The organism is Streptomyces sp. NRRL S-378 (assembly GCF_000720645.1).
In the GTDB taxonomy this organism is placed as follows: Bacteria; Actinomycetota; Actinomycetes; order Streptomycetales; family Streptomycetaceae; genus Streptomyces.
This window is the reverse complement of the sequence record NZ_JOBX01000009.1, coordinates 98,040-114,371: the sequence shown is the minus strand read 5'-3', so window position 1 is coordinate 114,371 and position 16,332 is coordinate 98,040. Positions and strand designations below refer to the sequence as shown.

Annotated in this window: 11 protein-coding genes; 3 read left to right on the top strand and 8 right to left on the bottom strand. The window is 69.0% G+C overall.

Annotated features, from left to right (window positions below):
- Positions 1–65: 65 nt before the first annotated feature.
- The 3 genes from IH80_RS0108750 to rfbB are packed head-to-tail and all read right to left on the bottom strand — an operon-like array spanning position 66 to position 3,294.
- Positions 66–1,400 carry a lipopolysaccharide biosynthesis protein gene (locus IH80_RS0108750; protein ID WP_199819232.1) on the bottom strand — a complete coding sequence of 445 codons (1,335 nt, stop codon included), beginning with the start codon at positions 1,398–1,400 and terminating at the stop codon, positions 66–68.
- Positions 1,397–2,269 (bottom strand): dTDP-4-dehydrorhamnose reductase, encoded by an 873-nt coding sequence (rfbD, locus tag IH80_RS0108745; protein ID WP_037879304.1) that lies wholly within the window; start codon positions 2,267–2,269, stop codon positions 1,397–1,399. Before rfbD ends, IH80_RS0108750 begins: the two co-directional genes overlap by 4 nt.
- Before the next feature lie 47 nt (positions 2,270–2,316).
- Entirely contained in the window at positions 2,317–3,294 is a 978-nt protein-coding gene (gene rfbB / locus IH80_RS0108740) for a dTDP-glucose 4,6-dehydratase (protein WP_030959010.1), read from the bottom strand.
- Positions 3,295–3,375: 81 nt separating this feature from the next.
- On the opposite strand from rfbB, the gene rfbA reads away from it, so the two are divergent.
- Both rfbA and rfbC read left to right on the top strand, forming a co-directional pair.
- Entirely contained in the window at positions 3,376–4,251 is an 876-nt protein-coding gene (rfbA, locus tag IH80_RS0108735) for a glucose-1-phosphate thymidylyltransferase RfbA (protein ID WP_030959008.1), read from the top strand.
- Positions 4,248–4,847: a dTDP-4-dehydrorhamnose 3,5-epimerase gene (gene rfbC / locus IH80_RS0108730; protein WP_030959007.1), complete on the top strand. Its 600-nt coding sequence runs from the start codon at positions 4,248–4,250 to the stop codon at positions 4,845–4,847. Before rfbA ends, rfbC begins: the two co-directional genes overlap by 4 nt.
- 188 nt (positions 4,848–5,035) lie before the next feature.
- Here rfbC and tuf read toward each other — a convergent pair whose 3' ends face one another.
- From tuf to rpsL, 4 genes are all read right to left on the bottom strand, one after another.
- On the bottom strand, positions 5,036–6,229 hold the full coding sequence (gene tuf / locus IH80_RS0108725; protein WP_030653602.1) for an elongation factor Tu: 1,194 nt from the start codon (positions 6,227–6,229) through the stop codon (positions 5,036–5,038).
- 151 nt (positions 6,230–6,380) lie between these two features.
- Positions 6,381–8,513 (bottom strand): elongation factor G, encoded by a 2,133-nt coding sequence (fusA, locus tag IH80_RS0108720; RefSeq protein WP_030959006.1) that lies wholly within the window; start codon positions 8,511–8,513, stop codon positions 6,381–6,383.
- A gap of 39 nt (positions 8,514–8,552) precedes the next feature.
- Positions 8,553–9,023 (bottom strand): 30S ribosomal protein S7, encoded by a 471-nt coding sequence (rpsG, locus tag IH80_RS0108715; protein ID WP_007265894.1) that lies wholly within the window; start codon positions 9,021–9,023, stop codon positions 8,553–8,555.
- A 2-nt stretch (positions 9,024–9,025) separates the two neighbouring features.
- On the bottom strand, positions 9,026–9,397 hold the full coding sequence (rpsL, locus tag IH80_RS0108710; protein ID WP_007265893.1) for a 30S ribosomal protein S12: 372 nt from the start codon (positions 9,395–9,397) through the stop codon (positions 9,026–9,028).
- A 367-nt stretch (positions 9,398–9,764) separates the two neighbouring features.
- On the opposite strand from rpsL, the gene IH80_RS0108705 reads away from it, so the two are divergent.
- A complete protein-coding gene (locus IH80_RS0108705; protein WP_234432167.1) occupies positions 9,765–12,245 on the top strand; it encodes a YfhO family protein in 2,481 nt (826 codons plus the stop codon).
- A 124-nt stretch (positions 12,246–12,369) separates the two neighbouring features.
- Here the strand turns inward: IH80_RS0108705 and IH80_RS0108700 are convergent, their stop codons facing one another.
- Positions 12,370–16,269: a DNA-directed RNA polymerase subunit beta' gene (locus IH80_RS0108700; RefSeq protein WP_030653599.1), complete on the bottom strand. Its 3,900-nt coding sequence runs from the start codon at positions 16,267–16,269 to the stop codon at positions 12,370–12,372.
- Between the last annotated feature and the right edge of the window lie 63 nt (positions 16,270–16,332).

Genomic DNA, 16,332 nt, shown 5'->3' with positions numbered 1-16,332 from the left:
AGCTCCAGCGGAAAGTGGCACATACGAGTGCTCGGTGATCGGTGTGACGTCGTGGGCAGGCATGGTCATCTCCCGACCGCGCCCACGCCCGGGGCGTCGGCCTCGGCCGTCTGCCGGGGGGCTTCACCGGCTGCGGCGGCGGCTCCGGAGAAGCTCAGCCTGAGGGCTGTCAGCATAGCGAGCACGGTGGCCGTCGAGCCCAGGGCGTAGGCAACGATCACGCGCATCGACACCTCACCGGGGATCAGGGTGACGCCCGCCAGGACCGCGGTGCCGACGGCCCAGGAGAGCAACTGCAGGTTGTGCCGCTTGAATACCATGAGCGCCTGGCCCAGAACCATCGCGAACATGTACGCGGCGGTGCCTGCTGACAGCAGGAAGAAGTCGAAGCGTCCCAGCACCGGGTCCTGGATGCCGAACAAGACCTCGATGAGCCAGGGGCCGAGGACCGTGGCGGGCACTCCGCCGAGCAGACCGAGCGCTGCGACGACCATGGCGATCCGGCGCAGCATCGCCCAGAAGGCCACGCGGTCGCCGGCGGTGAAGGCGGCGGTCAGGCCGCTGAGCAGCGAGGCCTGCAGCGAGCCGAAGACGAAGAGCGGCACCCGCGCGAGGACGGTCGCGCTCATCAGCGCCGCGATCAGCGCGCTGTCGGACGGCGCCAGCAGCTTGGTGCTCATCACGGCCGCGTTCACGACCAGTTGGGACAGCAGGGTCGCGCAGACGAGCAGGCCGAGGCCGCCCGTCAGGTCACGCCAGGCGATCTGCTCGCCCGGGCCGACGGCGCGCAGCAGCGCGGGCAGCGTCACCAGCGTCGCAACGACGGGCGCGACGGCCAGGATGAGACTGAACGCCAGTGCCGAGTGCAGCCCGAGGAGGGCGCAGCCGAAGGCGAGCACGATCCGCAGGCCGCCGTCGACGGCGAGCTGGGCGCCGTACGCGCCGAAGCGGCCGAGCCCTGCCAGCACACCGCGGGTGAGGTAGCAGACGGCCATGCCGGCGAAGGCCCCGCCGAGGGCCGCCACCAGGGCGCGGTCCCCGTGGAACAGCAGGTCGGCGAGGGGGCCGGCGCCGAGGCCGAGGACGAGCAGGGTCGCGCCGAGGATGCCCGCGGTGAGCAGGCAGGCGCGGCGCAGCACCGGGGCCGCGCCCTGGCCGAGGACCACGCGGGCGGAGACGATCCGGGTGAGCTCCTGCTCCAGGGGGAAGAAGATGCCGATGCCGAGGGACATCACGATCGTCCACAGCACCGAGACGTTGGCGTAGCCCGCATCGGAGAGGCTGTGGCCGGCCACGCCGAGGTGGGCGTAGGACGCGGCGCCGAGCACGACGGTGCCGCCGGCCACCGCGACGGTGCCCGGCGGCAGCGCCGCGGTCAGCTTGTTCAGCAGGGTTTTCATCCCGTGCGGCCGTCCCGGGCCGCCTTCGCGAGTGCGGCGAAGCCGGGGGTGGCGAGCGCCTGGGTCAGCTGTTCGCGCCAGTCGGGGAGCGGCTCCAGGCCGGCCTCCTCCTTCCAGGCGTCGTGCGCGAGCACGCTGAAGGCGGGGCGGGCGGCGGGTCGGACGAACGCCTCGGAGGTGGTCGGCCGGATCCGCTCGGGGTCAAGACCGCTCAGCCGGTAGGTCTCGCGCGCGAGCCCCATCCAGGTGGTCCGGCCGGTCGCGGTGCCGTGGTAGATCCCGCCCATGGCCCAGCCCTTGAGGGCGGCCAGGCCGAGCTCGACCAGGTGGCGGGCCAGCGCGTAGGACCAGGTGGGCTGGCCGTGCTGGTCGTCGACCACGTCGAGGGTGTCGCGCTGGGCGGCCAGCTTCAGCATGGTGGCGACGAAGTTCGGGCCGTGCTCGCCGTAGAGCCAGGCCGTCCGTACGACGTATCCGTCCTGCGGCAGCAGCTCGGTGACGGCCTGCTCGCCGACCAGCTTGGAACGCCCGTAGGCGTTGACCGGGCCGGTCTCGGCGTCCTCGCGGTACGGCTCCGAGGCGTCGCCGGGCAGCACGTAGTCGGTGGAGATGTGGATCAGGCGCACGTGGGCGTCGGCGCACGCCTCGGCGAGGACGCGCACGGCGGTGCCGTTGACGGCGGTCGCGGCCTCCTCGGCGGTCTCGGCGCCGTCCACGTCCGTCCAGGCGGCGCAGTTCACGACCACGGTGACGCCCTCGACCGCGGCCCGGACCGCGACCGGGTCGGTGATGTCGAGGTCGGCGCGGCGCAGGCCCACCGCCTCGATCCCGGCGCGCTCGAGGACGGCCAGGACGTCCTGGCCGAGCATCCCGCCGGCGCCGGTGACGAGCCAGCGGCCGGCCAGTGAGTTGGTGCTCACTTCTGCAGGGCCGCCTTCGCCTTCAGCGGCTCCCACCAGGCGCGGTTCTCGCGGTACCAGTCGATGGTGGCCTTGATGCCGTCCTCGAAGGTGACCTGCGGGGCGTAGCCCAGCTCGGCGCCGATCTTGCTGATGTCGATGGAGTAGCGCAGGTCGTGGCCCTTGCGGTCCTCGACGTGCTCGACCATGTCCCAGCCCAGGCCCGCGGCCTCCAGCAGGACACCGGTGAGCTCCTTGTTGGTGAGCTCGGTGCCGCCGCCGATGTTGTAGACCTCGCCGGCCCGGCCCTTGCGCATGGCCAGGTCGATGCCGCGGCAGTGGTCGGAGACGTGCAGCCAGTCGCGGACGTTGCCGCCGTTGCCGTACAGCGGGACCTTCTTGCCGTCCATCAGGTTCGAGACGAACAGCGGGATGACCTTCTCCGGGAACTGGTAGTGCCCGTAGTTGTTGGAGCAGCGGGTCACCACCACGTCCATGCCGTGCGTGCGCGCGTAGGCCAGCGCCAGCAGGTCGGAGGACGCCTTGGAGGCGGAGTACGGGGAGTTGGGCACCAGCGGCCACTCCTCGGTCCAGGAACCCTCGGTGATGGAGCCGTAGACCTCGTCGGTGGAGATGTGGACGAAGCGGCCGACGCCGTGCTTGCGGGCGGCGTCCAGCAGCACCTGGGTGCCCACGACGTTCGTCATGACGAAGGGGCCCGCACCGGCGATCGACCGGTCCACGTGGGACTCGGCGGCGAAGTGCACGACCACGTCGTGGCCGGCCATCACCTGGTCGACGGCCTCGGCGTCGCAGATGTCTCCCTGGACGAAGCGGTATCCGGAGTGGCCCGCGACCGGGGCGAGGTTGGCCTCGACGCCCGAGTAGGTCAGCTTGTCGAAGACGGTGATCTGCGCCGCGGCGTCTGCACCGAGCTGCTGGCGGACGAATTCTGAACCGATGAAGCCGGCGCCGCCGGTCACGAGGATGCGCATAATACGAAGAGTCTAGCCGCCTGCCGAACGTCACACGCCGGACGGTCGGACCGCCCCGGCCCTCTCGCATAGGGTTCACCCATGCGTGGAATCCTTTTGGCCGGTGGCACCGGATCGCGACTCTGGCCGCTGACTCGGGCCGTCTCGAAGCAGCTGCTGCCCGTCTTCGACAAGCCGATGATCTACTACCCGCTCTCCACCCTGGTGATGGCGGGCATCAGCGAGATCCTGATCATCACCACCCCTGAAGACCGTGACCAGTTCGAGCGGCTGCTCGGCGACGGTTCGCAGTTCGGACTGCGGCTGGAGTACGCCGTCCAGGAGCGCCCGGAGGGCATCGCCCAGGCATTCGTGCTCGGCGCCGACTTCATCGGCGACGAGTCCGTCGCACTGATCCTCGGCGACAACATCTTCCACGGCAGCGGCCTCGGCACCCGTCTCGCGCAGCACACGGACGCCAAGGGCGGCCGCGTGTTCGCGTACCCGGTGGCGGACCCGACCGCCTACGGCGTCGTGGAGTTCGACGAGAAGGGCCAGGCCATCTCCATCGAGGAGAAGCCGGCCAAGCCCAAGTCCCGCTACGCGGTGCCCGGTCTGTACTTCTACGACAACCAGGTCGTGGAGATAGCCAAGGGCCTCAAGCCCAGCGCCCGCGGCGAGCTGGAGATCACCGCCGTCAACGACGCGTACCTCCAGGCCGGCGAACTGAACGTCACCATCCTGGACCGCGGTACCGCCTGGCTCGACACCGGCACCTTCGTCTCGATGGTCCAGGCCTCCGAGTTCGTCCGCGTGATCGAGGAGCGTCAGGGCTTCAAGATCGGCTGCATCGAGGAGGCGGCCTGGCGGGCCGGCCTCATCGACTCCGCCCAGCTGCGCGCGCTCGCCGAGCCGCTGACCAAGAGCGGCTACGGCACGTACCTCCTCGCCCTGCTCGACGAGGCGGAGGGCAAGTGAAGTTCCGCGAACTCTCCATCGCGGGCGCCTTCGAGGTGACCCCGCAGCTGCACGGCGACCCGCGCGGCCTGTTCACCGAGTGGTACCGCTTCGACCGCCTGGCGGAGGTCGTCGGCCACCCGCTGAACCTGGCCCAGGCGAACCTCTCTGTCTCCGCCGCCGGCGTGGTCCGCGGCATCCACTTCGCCGACGTGCCGCGCGGCCAGGCCAAGTACGTGACCTGCGTGCGCGGCGCCGTGCTCGACGTCATCGTCGACCTCCGGGTGGGCTCCCCCACCTTCGGCACGTGGGAGGGCGTCCGCCTCGACGACGTCGACCGCCGCGCCGTCTACATCCCCGAGGGTCTCGGCCACGGCTTCTGCGCCCTGACCGACGACGCGACCCTGTCGTACCTGTGCTCGGAGACGTACAACCCGACGGGCGAGCACTCGGTGCACCCGCTCGACCCGGACCTGGGCATCGAGTGGCCGGCCGAGGTCCCGCAGCTGTCGGCGCGCGACGAGGCCGCCCCGTCGCTGGCCGAGGCCATCTCGACCGGGCTGCTGCCCGACCACGCCGCCTGCGTCGAGTTCACCGAGTCCCTGCGCGTGAACTGACGCACCGCCGCTCCGTACGAGAAGGGCCGCACCCCACCGCGGGGTGCGGCCCTTCTCGCGTACCCGCACCCGTCCGTCGCACGGGTCCGGCAACGCCGAAGGGCCCCGCCCCACCGCCGAGGCGGTGGGCCGGGGCCCTCCAGTGCAACTTGGTGCCCGGTCAACGGGCTACCAGGTCAGAGCACGAATTACTTCGTGATCTTGGTGACCTGGCCGGCGCCCACGGTACGACCACCCTCACGGATGGCGAACTTCAGGCCCTCCTCCATGGCGACCGGCTGGATCAGCGCGACCGACATCTCGGTGTTGTCGCCCGGCATGACCATCTCCGTGCCGGCCGGCAGGGTGACGACACCCGTGACGTCCGTGGTACGGAAGTAGAACTGCGGACGGTAGTTGTTGAAGAACGGGGTGTGACGGCCACCCTCGTCCTTCGACAGGATGTAGGCCTGGGCCTCGAACTCGGTGTGCGGGGTGACCGAACCCGGCTTGATGATGACCTGGCCGCGCTCGACGTCCTCGCGCTTGATGCCACGGAGGAGCAGACCGACGTTCTCACCGGCCTGGCCCTCGTCGAGCAGCTTGCGGAACATCTCGATACCGGTGACCGTGGTGGTGGTCTTCTCTTCCTTGATACCGATGATGTCGACGGTCTCGTTGACCTTCAGGACACCACGCTCGATACGGCCGGTGACGACCGTACCGCGACCGGTGATCGTGAAGACGTCCTCGACGGGCATGAGGAACGGCTTCTCGGTGTCACGCGGCGGGGTCGGGATGGCCTCGTCGACGGCGGACATGAGGCCGAGGAGCTTCTCGCCCCACTCCTTGTCGCCCTCGAGCGCCTTCAGCGCGGAGACGCGGACGACCGGCAGGTCGTCGCCCGGGAACTCGTACTCGGAGAGGAGCTCACGGACCTCGAGCTCGACGAGCTCCAGGATCTCCTCGTCGTCCACCATGTCGGCCTTGTTCAGGGCGACGACGATGTACGGCACGCCGACCTGGCGGGCCAGGAGCACGTGCTCCTTGGTCTGCGGCATCGGGCCGTCGGTGGCGGCGACCACGAGGATCGCGCCGTCCATCTGCGCGGCACCGGTGATCATGTTCTTGATGTAGTCCGCGTGACCCGGGCAGTCGACGTGGGCGTAGTGACGCGCCTCGGTCTGGTACTCGACGTGCGCGATGGAGATGGTGATACCGCGCTGGCGCTCCTCAGGAGCCTTGTCGATCTGGTCGAAGGCCGAGGCCTCGTTCAGGTCCGGGTACGCGTCGTGCAGCACCTTGGTAATGGCGGCCGTGAGGGTCGTCTTACCGTGGTCAATGTGACCGATGGTGCCGATGTTGACGTGCGGCTTAGTCCGCTCGAACTTCGCCTTCGCCACGGGGGTCCTCCTGGAGAGTGGTTCTGTACGCCTTACAGATCGGCGCCAGGTGATCTTTGCTGGAAAGCCGGTCGGTCCCCGGGGCAACGGGAGTGGATCCTGTTGCCCCAGAGGCTGCCGGTGACAAGCCTAAAGCGTGTACTCCGAAGAGTTACTCGCCCTTGGCCTTCGCGATGATCTCCTCGGCGACGTTCCGGGGAACCTCGGCGTAGGAGTCGAACTGCATCGAGTAGCTGGCGCGACCCGAGGTCTTGCTGCGGAGGTCGCCGACGTAGCCGAACATCTCCGACAGGGGCACGAGGCCCTTGACGATCTTGGCTCCGTGACGGTCCTCCATGGCCTGGATCTGGCCACGGCGGGAGTTGATGTCACCGATGACATCACCCATGGACTCCTCGGGCGTGGTGACCTCAACGGCCATCATCGGCTCGAGCAGAACGGGCGACGCCTTGCGCGCGGCCTCCTTGAAGGCCTGCGAACCGGCGATCTTGAAGGCGAGCTCGGAGGAGTCGACCTCGTGGTAGCCACCGTCGAGAAGCGTGACGCGGACGCCCGTCATCTCGTAGCCGGCCAGGATGCCGAACTGCATGGCCTCCTGCGCACCCGCGTCCACCGAAGGGATGTACTCCTTCGGCACACGACCGCCGGTGACCTTGTTCACGAACTCGTACGCCGGGCCGTCGGCCTCGGTGATGGGCTCGATCGCGATCTGCACCTTGGCGAACTGACCGGTACCACCGGTCTGCTTCTTGTGGGTGTAGTCGTGACGCTCGACGGCCTTGCGGATCGTCTCACGGTACGCGACCTGCGGCTTGCCGACGTTGGCCTCGACCTTGAACTCGCGCTTCATACGGTCGACCAGCACCTCGAGGTGCAGCTCGCCCATACCGCCGAGGATGGTCTGGCCCGTCTCCTCGTCCGAGTGAACGTGGAAGGAGGGGTCCTCCTCCGCGAGACGCTGGATGGCGACACCCAGCTTCTCCTGGTCACCCTTGGACTTGGGCTCGATGGCGACCTGGATGACCGGAGCCGGGAAGTCCATGGACTCCAGGATCACGGGCTGCTTGTCGTCGCACAGCGTCTCACCGGTGGTGGTCTGCTTCAGGCCCATGACGGCGACGATGTCGCCGGCGCCCACCGAGTCGATCTCCTCACGCTTGTTCGCGTGCATGCGGTAGATCTTGCCGATGCGCTCCTTCTTGCCCTTGACGGAGTTCAGCACCGCAGTGCCGGCCTCCAGGCGGCCCGAGTACACCCGGACGAAGGTGAGCTTACCGAGGTGCGGGTCGCTCATGATCTTGAACGCGAGCGCGGCGAGGGGCTCCTCGTCGGACGGCTTGCGCTTCACGACCGTCTCGGCGTCGCGGACGTCGTGGCCCTCGATGGCCTCGATGTCCAGCGGCGACGGGAGGTAGCGGACGACGGCGTCGAGCAGGGGCTGAACACCCTTGTTCTTGAACGCCGTGCCACAGAACACCGCGGTGATCGTGGGCTCGCCCTTGCCCTTGCCGGAGCCGAGGATGATGCGACGGACAGCGGCGTGCAGCTGCTCCTCGGTGGGCTCGATGCCCTCGAGGAAGAGCTCCATCATCTCTTCGTCGTTCTCGGCGACGGTCTCGACGAGCTTGCCGCGCCACTCTTCAGCGGCCTCGGTGTGGCTGGCCGGGATGTCGACGACGTCGTACATCTCGCCCTTGGTCGCCTCGGCGGACCAGACGAGCGCCTTCATGCGGACGAGGTCGACGACGCCCTGGAAGTCGGCCTCGGCACCGATGGGGAGCTGCATGACGATCGGGACGGCGCCGAGGCGGTCCGTGATCATGTCGACGCAGCGGTGGAACTCGGCGCCGGTGCGGTCGAGCTTGTTGACGAAGCAGATGCGCGGGACGCCGTAGCGGTCCGCCTGACGCCAAACGGTCTCGGACTGCGGCTCCACGCCGGCCACACCGTCGAAGACGGTGACGGCGCCGTCGAGGACGCGGAGCGAACGCTCCACCTCGACGGTGAAGTCGACGTGACCCGGGGTGTCGATGATGTTGATGGTGTGGTCAACATCTTCGAGCGGCCAGTGACAGGTGGTGGCGGCAGACGTGATGGTGATACCACGCTCCTGCTCCTGCTCCATCCAGTCCATCGTGGCGGCGCCGTCGTGGACCTCACCGATCTTGTAAGACACACCGGTGTAGAACAGGATGCGCTCGGTGGTGGTCGTCTTGCCCGCGTCGATGTGGGCCATGATGCCGATGTTGCGCACCTTGGCCAGGTCAAGCGAAGTGGTAGCCATAAGGCTTCGGTCTTCTCTCGGTCTCGATGTGGGTTGCGACTACCAGCGGTAGTGCGCGAAGGCCTTGTTGGACTCGGCCATCTTGTGCGTGTCCTCGCGCTTCTTGACGGCAGCGCCAAGACCGTTGGAGGCGTCGAGCAGCTCGTTCATGAGGCGCTCGGTCATGGTCTTCTCACGGCGGGCGCGGGAGTAACCCACGAGCCAGCGGAGGGCCAGGGTCGACTGGCGACCCGGCTTGACCTCGACGGGGACCTGGTAGGTCGCGCCACCGACACGGCGGGACTTGACCTCGAGGGACGGCTTGACGTTCTCCAGCGCGCGCTTCAGCGTGATGACCGGGTCGTTGCCGGTCTTCTCGCGGAGGCCTTCCATGGCGCCGTAGACGATGCGCTCGGCGGTGGAGCGCTTGCCGTTCAGGAGGATCTTGTTGATGAGCGACGTCACCAGAGGAGATGCGTAGACCGGGTCGATGATGACCGGGCGCTTCGGGGCGGGGCCCTTACGAGGCATTCTTACTTCTCCTTCTTGGCGCCGTAGCGGCTGCGGGCCTGCTTGCGGTTCTTGACAGCCTGGGTGTCAAGCGCACCGCGGATGATCTTGTAACGAACACCCGGCAGGTCCTTCACACGGCCACCACGCACGAGCACGATCGAGTGCTCCTGCAGGTTGTGTCCCTCACCCGGAATGTAAGCGGTGACCTCGATGCCGGAGGTCAGACGCACACGCGCGACCTTACGGAGCGCCGAGTTCGGCTTCTTCGGGGTGGTCGTGAACACACGCGTGCAGACGCCGCGACGCTGGGGCGAGGCCTCGAGCGCGGGAGTCTTTGTCTTCTCGACCTTGTCCTGCCGGCCCTTGCGGACCAGCTGCTGGATCGTAGGCACTACTTCTCCGGTTTCTGTGTGCCGTGTAGTGAAGCTAACCTGGAACTTTGCCGACCCACGCGGTCGGGTGTGTCGGACCCTGCACACTTCCACCGAGGTGAGAGAGGCGCGGATCGCGGTGTGGTCTTCTCGGCTCACCGCGGGTCTTAAGCGCACGCGGGAGCCCAGGGCACACCCCAGGCACAAGGTCAGAGCGTACCTACCTCACAGAGGTAGGTCAAAACAAATGCCCAGCACGAAAACCCGCCGCGCGCAAGCGGGACGGGGCCGTTCGGCCCGGCTGCCCGCCCCGGCGCCCTAAACTGACAGCTTGCCCGGGCGCTGGGCGCCCGCGAGTCGATCAGCAGGGAGCAGCACATTGGGGACCGTGGCACCCGAGCCGACCACAGTCGACGCCCGGCCCCCCGCTCCGGACCGCCCCTCGGCCGTCCGCCGGTCCCTCGGCCGGTCCGTCCGCCGCTCGACCCGCCTGCGCGGTCCCCTGCTGGCCTTCCTGGTGACCGCGACCGCCTTCTGTGCGGCCTGGGCGGCGCGCGGCACCTTCCCCTTCGGCAACACCGGGCGGGCCATCAACGACCAGGCCAACCAGTACGTGCCCTTCCACCGGGCGCTGTGGGACCTGGTCCACGGGCAGGCCGCCGGCGACCTGCTCTTCACCTGGCGCGGCGGATTCGGACAGCAGTTCCTGTCCGACTACCACACCTACCTCGGCAACCCGTTCTCCTGGCTGGCCGTCCTCGTCCCGCGCGACCACGTCGACCTCGCCGTCTTCGTGGTCACCCCGGTCACGATGGGCACCGCCGCCGCCGTGATGACCGTGTACCTCGGCAAGCTGCACGCCGGCCCGTGGTGGCAGCGGGGCGTGCTCGGGGCGACGTACGGCCTGTGCGGCTGGGCGCTCAGCGACGCCTCGTACATCCCGATGTGGCTCTGGGGCCTGGTCGCCCTCCCGATGCTCGGCATCGCCGTCGAGTGGTGCCTGGAGGGGCGCCGCTGGCCGGGTGCGGCCCTGCTGGTCGCGCTCGCCTGGTTCGGGAACTTCTACACCGCGATGATGGCCACGATGGCCGCCTGCGTCCTGCTGGCGATCCGCCTCGCCACGCGTGACACGTCGGGCCGGGAGCGGCTGCTCGCCCTGTGGCGGGCCGCCACGGCCGCCGGGACCGGGATCATGCTCACGCTCCCGCTGCTGCTGCCGTCGTTCCTGTCCAGCGGGGCCGCGCAGCCCACCAAGGCCGCCGCCTTCGACCCCGTACGGATCGAGGTCTTCTTCGCGGGCATGCTGCCGGCCACGCACCTGTGGGGCGGCCGCCCCCGGCTCTACGTGGCCTCGCTCGGCCTGATCCTGGCCGGCTCGTTCCTCCTCAACACCTCCGTCGCGCGCCGCACCCGCCTGGTGTGGGGGGCCGCGACCGCGCTGGTGCTCGCCTCGTTCCAGTTCCCGCCCACGCAGTACGTGTGGCACGGGCTGGCGGTGCCCAACGGCAACCCGTACCGAGAGACCTTCGTCTTCAGCGGGATGGTGGTGGTGCTGGCCTGGCTGGCGCTGGCGGGCAAGCCGCGCCCGCGGCACCTGGCCCTGACGGCCGGCCTGCTGGTCGCGGCCGCCTTCGTACTGCGCCGCACCGACGACTTCGGCGGCTGGACCTGGCCGGCCGTGCTCGGCGGCGGGGCCGTCTCCCTGCTGGCGCTGGTCCTGCTGCGGCTCGGCGACAAGCGCCGCTACCTGGTCCCGGTGGCCGCCGTGCTGATGATCGGCGTCGTCCTCGCCGAGTCCACCGCGGCCGCGGCCGGCGCCGACGCCCGCCGGGCCCGCGAGCGCTGGGCGAAGCCCGTCCCCACCTCGAACCAGTCGATCGCCCGGCACTTCGACGCCGTCCGCGGCGTCGAGGACTGGCCCGCCCACCGGACCGACTCGGGCGCGCCGCAGACCGCGTACAACGACGCCCTGGCGCTCCGCGCGGAGGGGCCGCAGTACTACAGCAGCTACCTCCCCGAGGCCACCTACAAGGCCCTGGAGCCCCTCGGGTACGGCTTCAAGAACGACGGCAGGACCTTCTTCGGCGCCGACAACCCGGTGCTCGACGCGATCTTCTCGATCGGTGCGCGGGTCCGCCCCGGGGCCGCCCCGGACAGCTGGACGGCCACGCGGTTCCCGGCGCCGCCGCTGGTCACCGTCCGCACCGGTCCGTACGCCTCGCCGAACCCGGCGGAGAGCGTCTATGCCCGGCAGGAGACCGTCCTGGGCGCCACCGTCTACGAGGTCCCGCAGGTCACCCGCGGCGGCGACTCCGAGAACCAGACGTACACGGCGCGGTGCCGGCCCGGCTCCGAGGCCTACTGGTACTCCCCCGCCCTCTACGGCAGCATCCGCGCCGGTGCCACCGAGAAGCCGCTGGAGGACGAGATGACCGGGGTGACCCCGCTCGGCCCCGTCCCCGCCTCCGGCACGGTGGACGTCACCGTGCGGACCCGTACGGAGGGCGCCGACGCGGGCGCCCACCCGCTGGGCTGCCTGGACCGCGCGGCCCTCACCGCGGCCGTCGACCGCCTGAAGACCACCGGGGCCACCGCGGTCCAGGTCGGCGGCCACTCGATCGGGGCCACCCTCCCGGCGGACACCCGGGGCACGGCGGTCGTCGCCACCACGGCCGTCCCCGGCTGGACCTGCTCCGCCCCGGTCAGGCCCTTCCACGGCCTCCTGGCCGTGGACCTCCCCCCGGGCACGACCGGGTTCTCCTGCACCTTCACCCCGAAGGGCCTGCGCCCCGGCCTGGCCGCCGCCGCCCTGGCCCTCCTGATCCTGGCCGCCGTCCCGGCCCGGACCCGCCTGCGCCGCCACCGCTGAGCCGGGGGGTGTGCTCGCGGTGGCCGGTCCGGCCGCCGCGAGCACATCCGACGGCCCCCCGGTGGGAACGGAGAAGCCCCCCGCCACTCCTCTCGGAGCGGCGGGGGGCTTCTTCTTACGAGCCTCAGCCGTTGTACGGGCCGTAGTCGTAGTCCTCCAGCGGGACGGCCTGGCCGGACCCGGTGCCGAAGGGCGAGTAGTCGATGTCGTCGTAGCCGACGGCCGAGTACATCGCGGCCTTCGCCTCCTCGGTGGGCTCCACCCGGATGTTGCGGTAGCGGGCGAGGCCCGTACCGGCCGGGATGAGCTTACCGATGATGACGTTCTCCTTGAGGCCGATCAGGGAGTCGGACTTGGCGTTGATCGCCGCGTCCGTCAGGACCCTGGTCGTCTCCTGGAAGGACGCCGCCGACAGCCACGACTCGGTCGCGAGCGAGGCCTTGGTGATACCCATCAGCTGCGGACGGCCGGAGGCGGGGTGACCGCCCTCGGTGACCACACGACGATTCTCGGTCTCGAACTTCGACCGCTCGACCAGCTCGCCCGGCAGGAGCTCCGCGTCGCCGGACTCGATGATCGTCACGCGGCGCAGCATCTGCCGGATGATGATCTCGATGTGCTTGTCGTGGATCGACACGCCCTGCGAGTTGTAGACCTTCTGGACTTCGCCGACCAGGTGGACCTGGACGGCGCGCTGGCCGAGGATGCGCAGCACGTCGTGCGGGTTGGTGGCACCCATGGTGAGCTTCTGGCCCACCTCGACGTGGTCGCCCTCGTGCACGATGACCTTGGCGCGCTTCGAGATCGGGAACGCCGTCTCGTCGCTGCCGTCGTCGGGCGTGATGACGATCTTCTTCGTCTTCTCGGTCTCCTCGATCCGCACGCGGCCGGCGGCCTCGGAGATCGGGGCGACACCCTTCGGGGTACGGGCCTCGAAGAGCTCGACGACACGCGGCAGACCCTGCGTGATGTCGTCACCTGCCACACCACCGGTGTGGAAGGTACGCATCGTCAGCTGGGTACCGGGCTCACCGATGGACTGGGCGGCGATGATGCCGACCGCCTCACCGATGTCGACCAGCTTGCCGGTGGCGAGCGAGCGTCCGTAGCAGAAGGCACAGGTGCCGACCGCGGACTCACAGGTCAGGACCGAGCGGGTCTTGACCTCCTCGACGCCGTTGGCGACCAGGGCGTCGATGAGGACGTCACCGAGGTCGACGTTGGCCGGCGCGATGACCTTGCCGTCGATGACGACGTCCTCGGCCAGCATGCGGGCGTAGATCGAGGTCTCGACGTCGTCGGCCTTGCGCAGCACGCCGTCCTCGCCGCGAACGGCGATCTTCAGCTTCAGGCCGCGCTCGGTGCCGCAGTCCTCCTCGCGGATGATCACGTCCTGCGAGACGTCCACCAGACGACGGGTCAGGTAACCCGAGTCGGCGGTACGCAGGGCGGTGTCCGCCAGACCCTTACGGGCACCGTGCGTGGAGATGAAGTACTCCAGAACGGTGAGGCCCTCACGGAAGGACGCCTTGATCGGACGCGGGATGGTCTCGTTCTTCGCGTTCGACACCAGACCACGCATACCGGCGATCTGTCGCATCTGCATCATGTTTCCTCGGGCACCCGAGTCAACCATCATGAAGATGGGGTTCGTCTTGGGGAAGTTCGCGTTCATCGCCTCGGCGACCTCGTTGGTCGCCTTGGTCCAGATCGCGATGAGCTCCTGCGTGCGCTCGTCCTTGGTGATCAGACCGCGCTCGTACTGCTTCTGGACCTTCTCGTCCTGCGCCTCGTAGCCCGCGACGATGGCCTTCTTGGCCTCGGGCACGACGACGTCGGAGATGGCCACGGTGACACCGGAACGGGTCGCCCAGTGGAAGCCGGCCGCCTTCAGGTTGTCGAGCGTCGCCGCCACGATGACCTTGGGGTAGCGCTCCGCCAGGTCGTTGACGATCTCGGAGAGCTGCTTCTTGCCCACCGAGTAGTCGACGAACGGGTAGTCCTCGGGCAGCAGCTCGTTGAAGAGCGCGCGGCCCAGGGTGGTGCGCAGGCGGAAGCTGTCGCCCGGCTGGAACTCCTGCTCGCCCTCTTCGGCGACCGGCGGCACCCAGCCGCGCGGCGGGATGGTGCCCACCGGGAAGCGGATGTCGACGGACGACTGCAGCGCGAGCTCGCCGGCGTCGAACGCCATGGTCGCCTCGGCCGTGGAGCCGAACGCGCGGCCCTCGCCCTTGGTGTCACGGAGCTCACCGTCGGTGGTCAGGAAGAACAGACCGAGGACCATGTCCTGGGTCGGCATCGTGACCGGACGGCCGTCGGCCGGCTTGAGGATGTTGTTCGAGGACAGCATCAGGATGCGGGCCTCGGCCTGCGCCTCCGCGGAGAGCGGCAGGTGCACGGCCATCTGGTCACCGTCGAAGTCCGCGTTGAACGCGGTGCAGACGAGCGGGTGGATCTGGATGGCCTTGCCTTCGACCAGCTGGGGCTCGAAGGCCTGGATGCCGAGGCGGTGCAGCGTGGGCGCACGGTTCAGCAGGACCGGGTGCTCGGCGATGACCTCTTCGAGCACGTCGTAGACGACCGTGCGGCCGCGCTCGACCATGCGCTTGGCCGACTTGATGTTCTGCGCGTGGTTCAGGTCGACCAGGCGCTTCATCACGAACGGCTTGAAGAGCTCCAGCGCCATGGCCTTGGGCAGGCCGCACTGGTGCAGCTTCAGCTGCGGACCGACGACGATCACGGAACGCGCGGAGTAGTCCACGCGCTTACCGAGAAGGTTCTGACGGAATCGACCCTGCTTGCCCTTCAGCATGTCGCTGAGGGACTTCAGGGGACGGTTGCCGGGACCGGTCACCGGACGACCACGACGACCGTTGTCGAAGAGTGCGTCCACGGCCTCCTGGAGCATGCGCTTCTCGTTGTTCACGATGATCTCGGGGGCACCGAGGTCGAGAAGGCGCTTCAGGCGGTTGTTGCGGTTGATCACGCGGCGGTACAGGTCGTTGAGGTCGGAGGTCGCGAAGCGGCCACCGTCGAGCTGCACCATCGGACGGAGGTCCGGCGGGATGACCGGGACGCAGTCCAGAACCATGCCCTTGGGCTTGTTGCTGGTCTGCAGGAACGCGGAGACGACCTTGAGGCGCTTGAGCGCACGGGTCTTCTTCTGGCCCTTGCCGGTACGGATGATCTCGCGGAGGCGCTCGGCCTCCTCCTCGAGGTCGAAGGACTCCAGGCGCTTCTGCAGCGCGGCGGCGCCCATGCAGCCGTCGAAGTACGTGCCGAAGCGGTCACGCAGCTCGCGGTAGAGGAGCTCGTCGCCCTCGAGGTCCTGGACCTTGAGGTTCTTGAAGCGGGCCCACACCTCGTCGAGGCGGTCGATCTCGCGCTGGGCGCGGTCACGGAGCTGCTTCATCTCGCGCTCGGCACCCTCGCGCACCTTGCGGCGCACGTCGGCCTTGGCACCCTCGGCCTCGAGCTCGGCCAGGTCGGACTCGAGCTTCTTGGCCCGGCCTTCGAGGTCGGCGTCGCGGCGGTTCTCGATCTGCTGGCGCTCGACGGAGACGTGGGCCTCCAGCGACGGCAGGTCGCGCTGACGGCGCTCGTCGTCGACGAACGTGATCATGTACGCGGCGAAGTAGATGACCTTCTCGAGGTCCTTCGGCGCGAGGTCCAGCAGGTAGCCCAGGCGCGACGGGACGCCCTTGAAGTACCAGATGTGGGTAACGGGAGCGGCAAGCTCGATGTGGCCCATGCGCTCACGGCGCACCTTGGCGCGGGTGACTTCGACGCCACAGCGCTCACAGATGATGCCCTTGAAGCGGACACGCTTGTACTTGCCGCAGTAGCACTCCCAGTCCCGGGTCGGACCGAAGATCTTCTCGCAGAAGAGTCCGTCCTTCTCGGGCTTCAGGGTGCGGTAGTTGATGGTCTCCGGCTTCTTGACCTCGCCGTGCGACCAGGTTCGGATGTCGTCCGCGGTGGCAAGGCCGATCCGCAGCTCGTCGAAGAAGTTGACGTCGAGCACTGTGCGTCAATCCCTCTTTCGGGGTCGTGTCTCTTGATCAGTGGTCTGAACGGTCCCGGGGAT

What these genes read in the sequence shown, in the direction of transcription:
- rpsG (WP_007265894.1), bottom strand. Translation starts at nt 9,023, where the DNA reads ATGCCTCGTAAGGGCCCCGCCCCGAAGCGCCCGGTCATCATCGACCCG.
- rfbA (WP_030959008.1), top strand. Translation starts at nt 3,376, where the DNA reads ATGCGTGGAATCCTTTTGGCCGGTGGCACCGGATCGCGACTCTGGCCG.
- rfbD (WP_037879304.1), bottom strand. Translation starts at nt 2,269, where the DNA reads ATGCTCGGCCAGGACGTCCTGGCCGTCCTCGAGCGCGCCGGGATCGAG.
- IH80_RS0108750 (WP_199819232.1), bottom strand. Translation starts at nt 1,400, where the DNA reads ATGAAAACCCTGCTGAACAAGCTGACCGCGGCGCTGCCGCCGGGCACC.
- fusA (WP_030959006.1), bottom strand. Translation starts at nt 8,513, where the DNA reads ATGGCTACCACTTCGCTTGACCTGGCCAAGGTGCGCAACATCGGCATC.
- rfbB (WP_030959010.1), bottom strand. Translation starts at nt 3,294, where the DNA reads ATGCGCATCCTCGTGACCGGCGGCGCCGGCTTCATCGGTTCAGAATTC.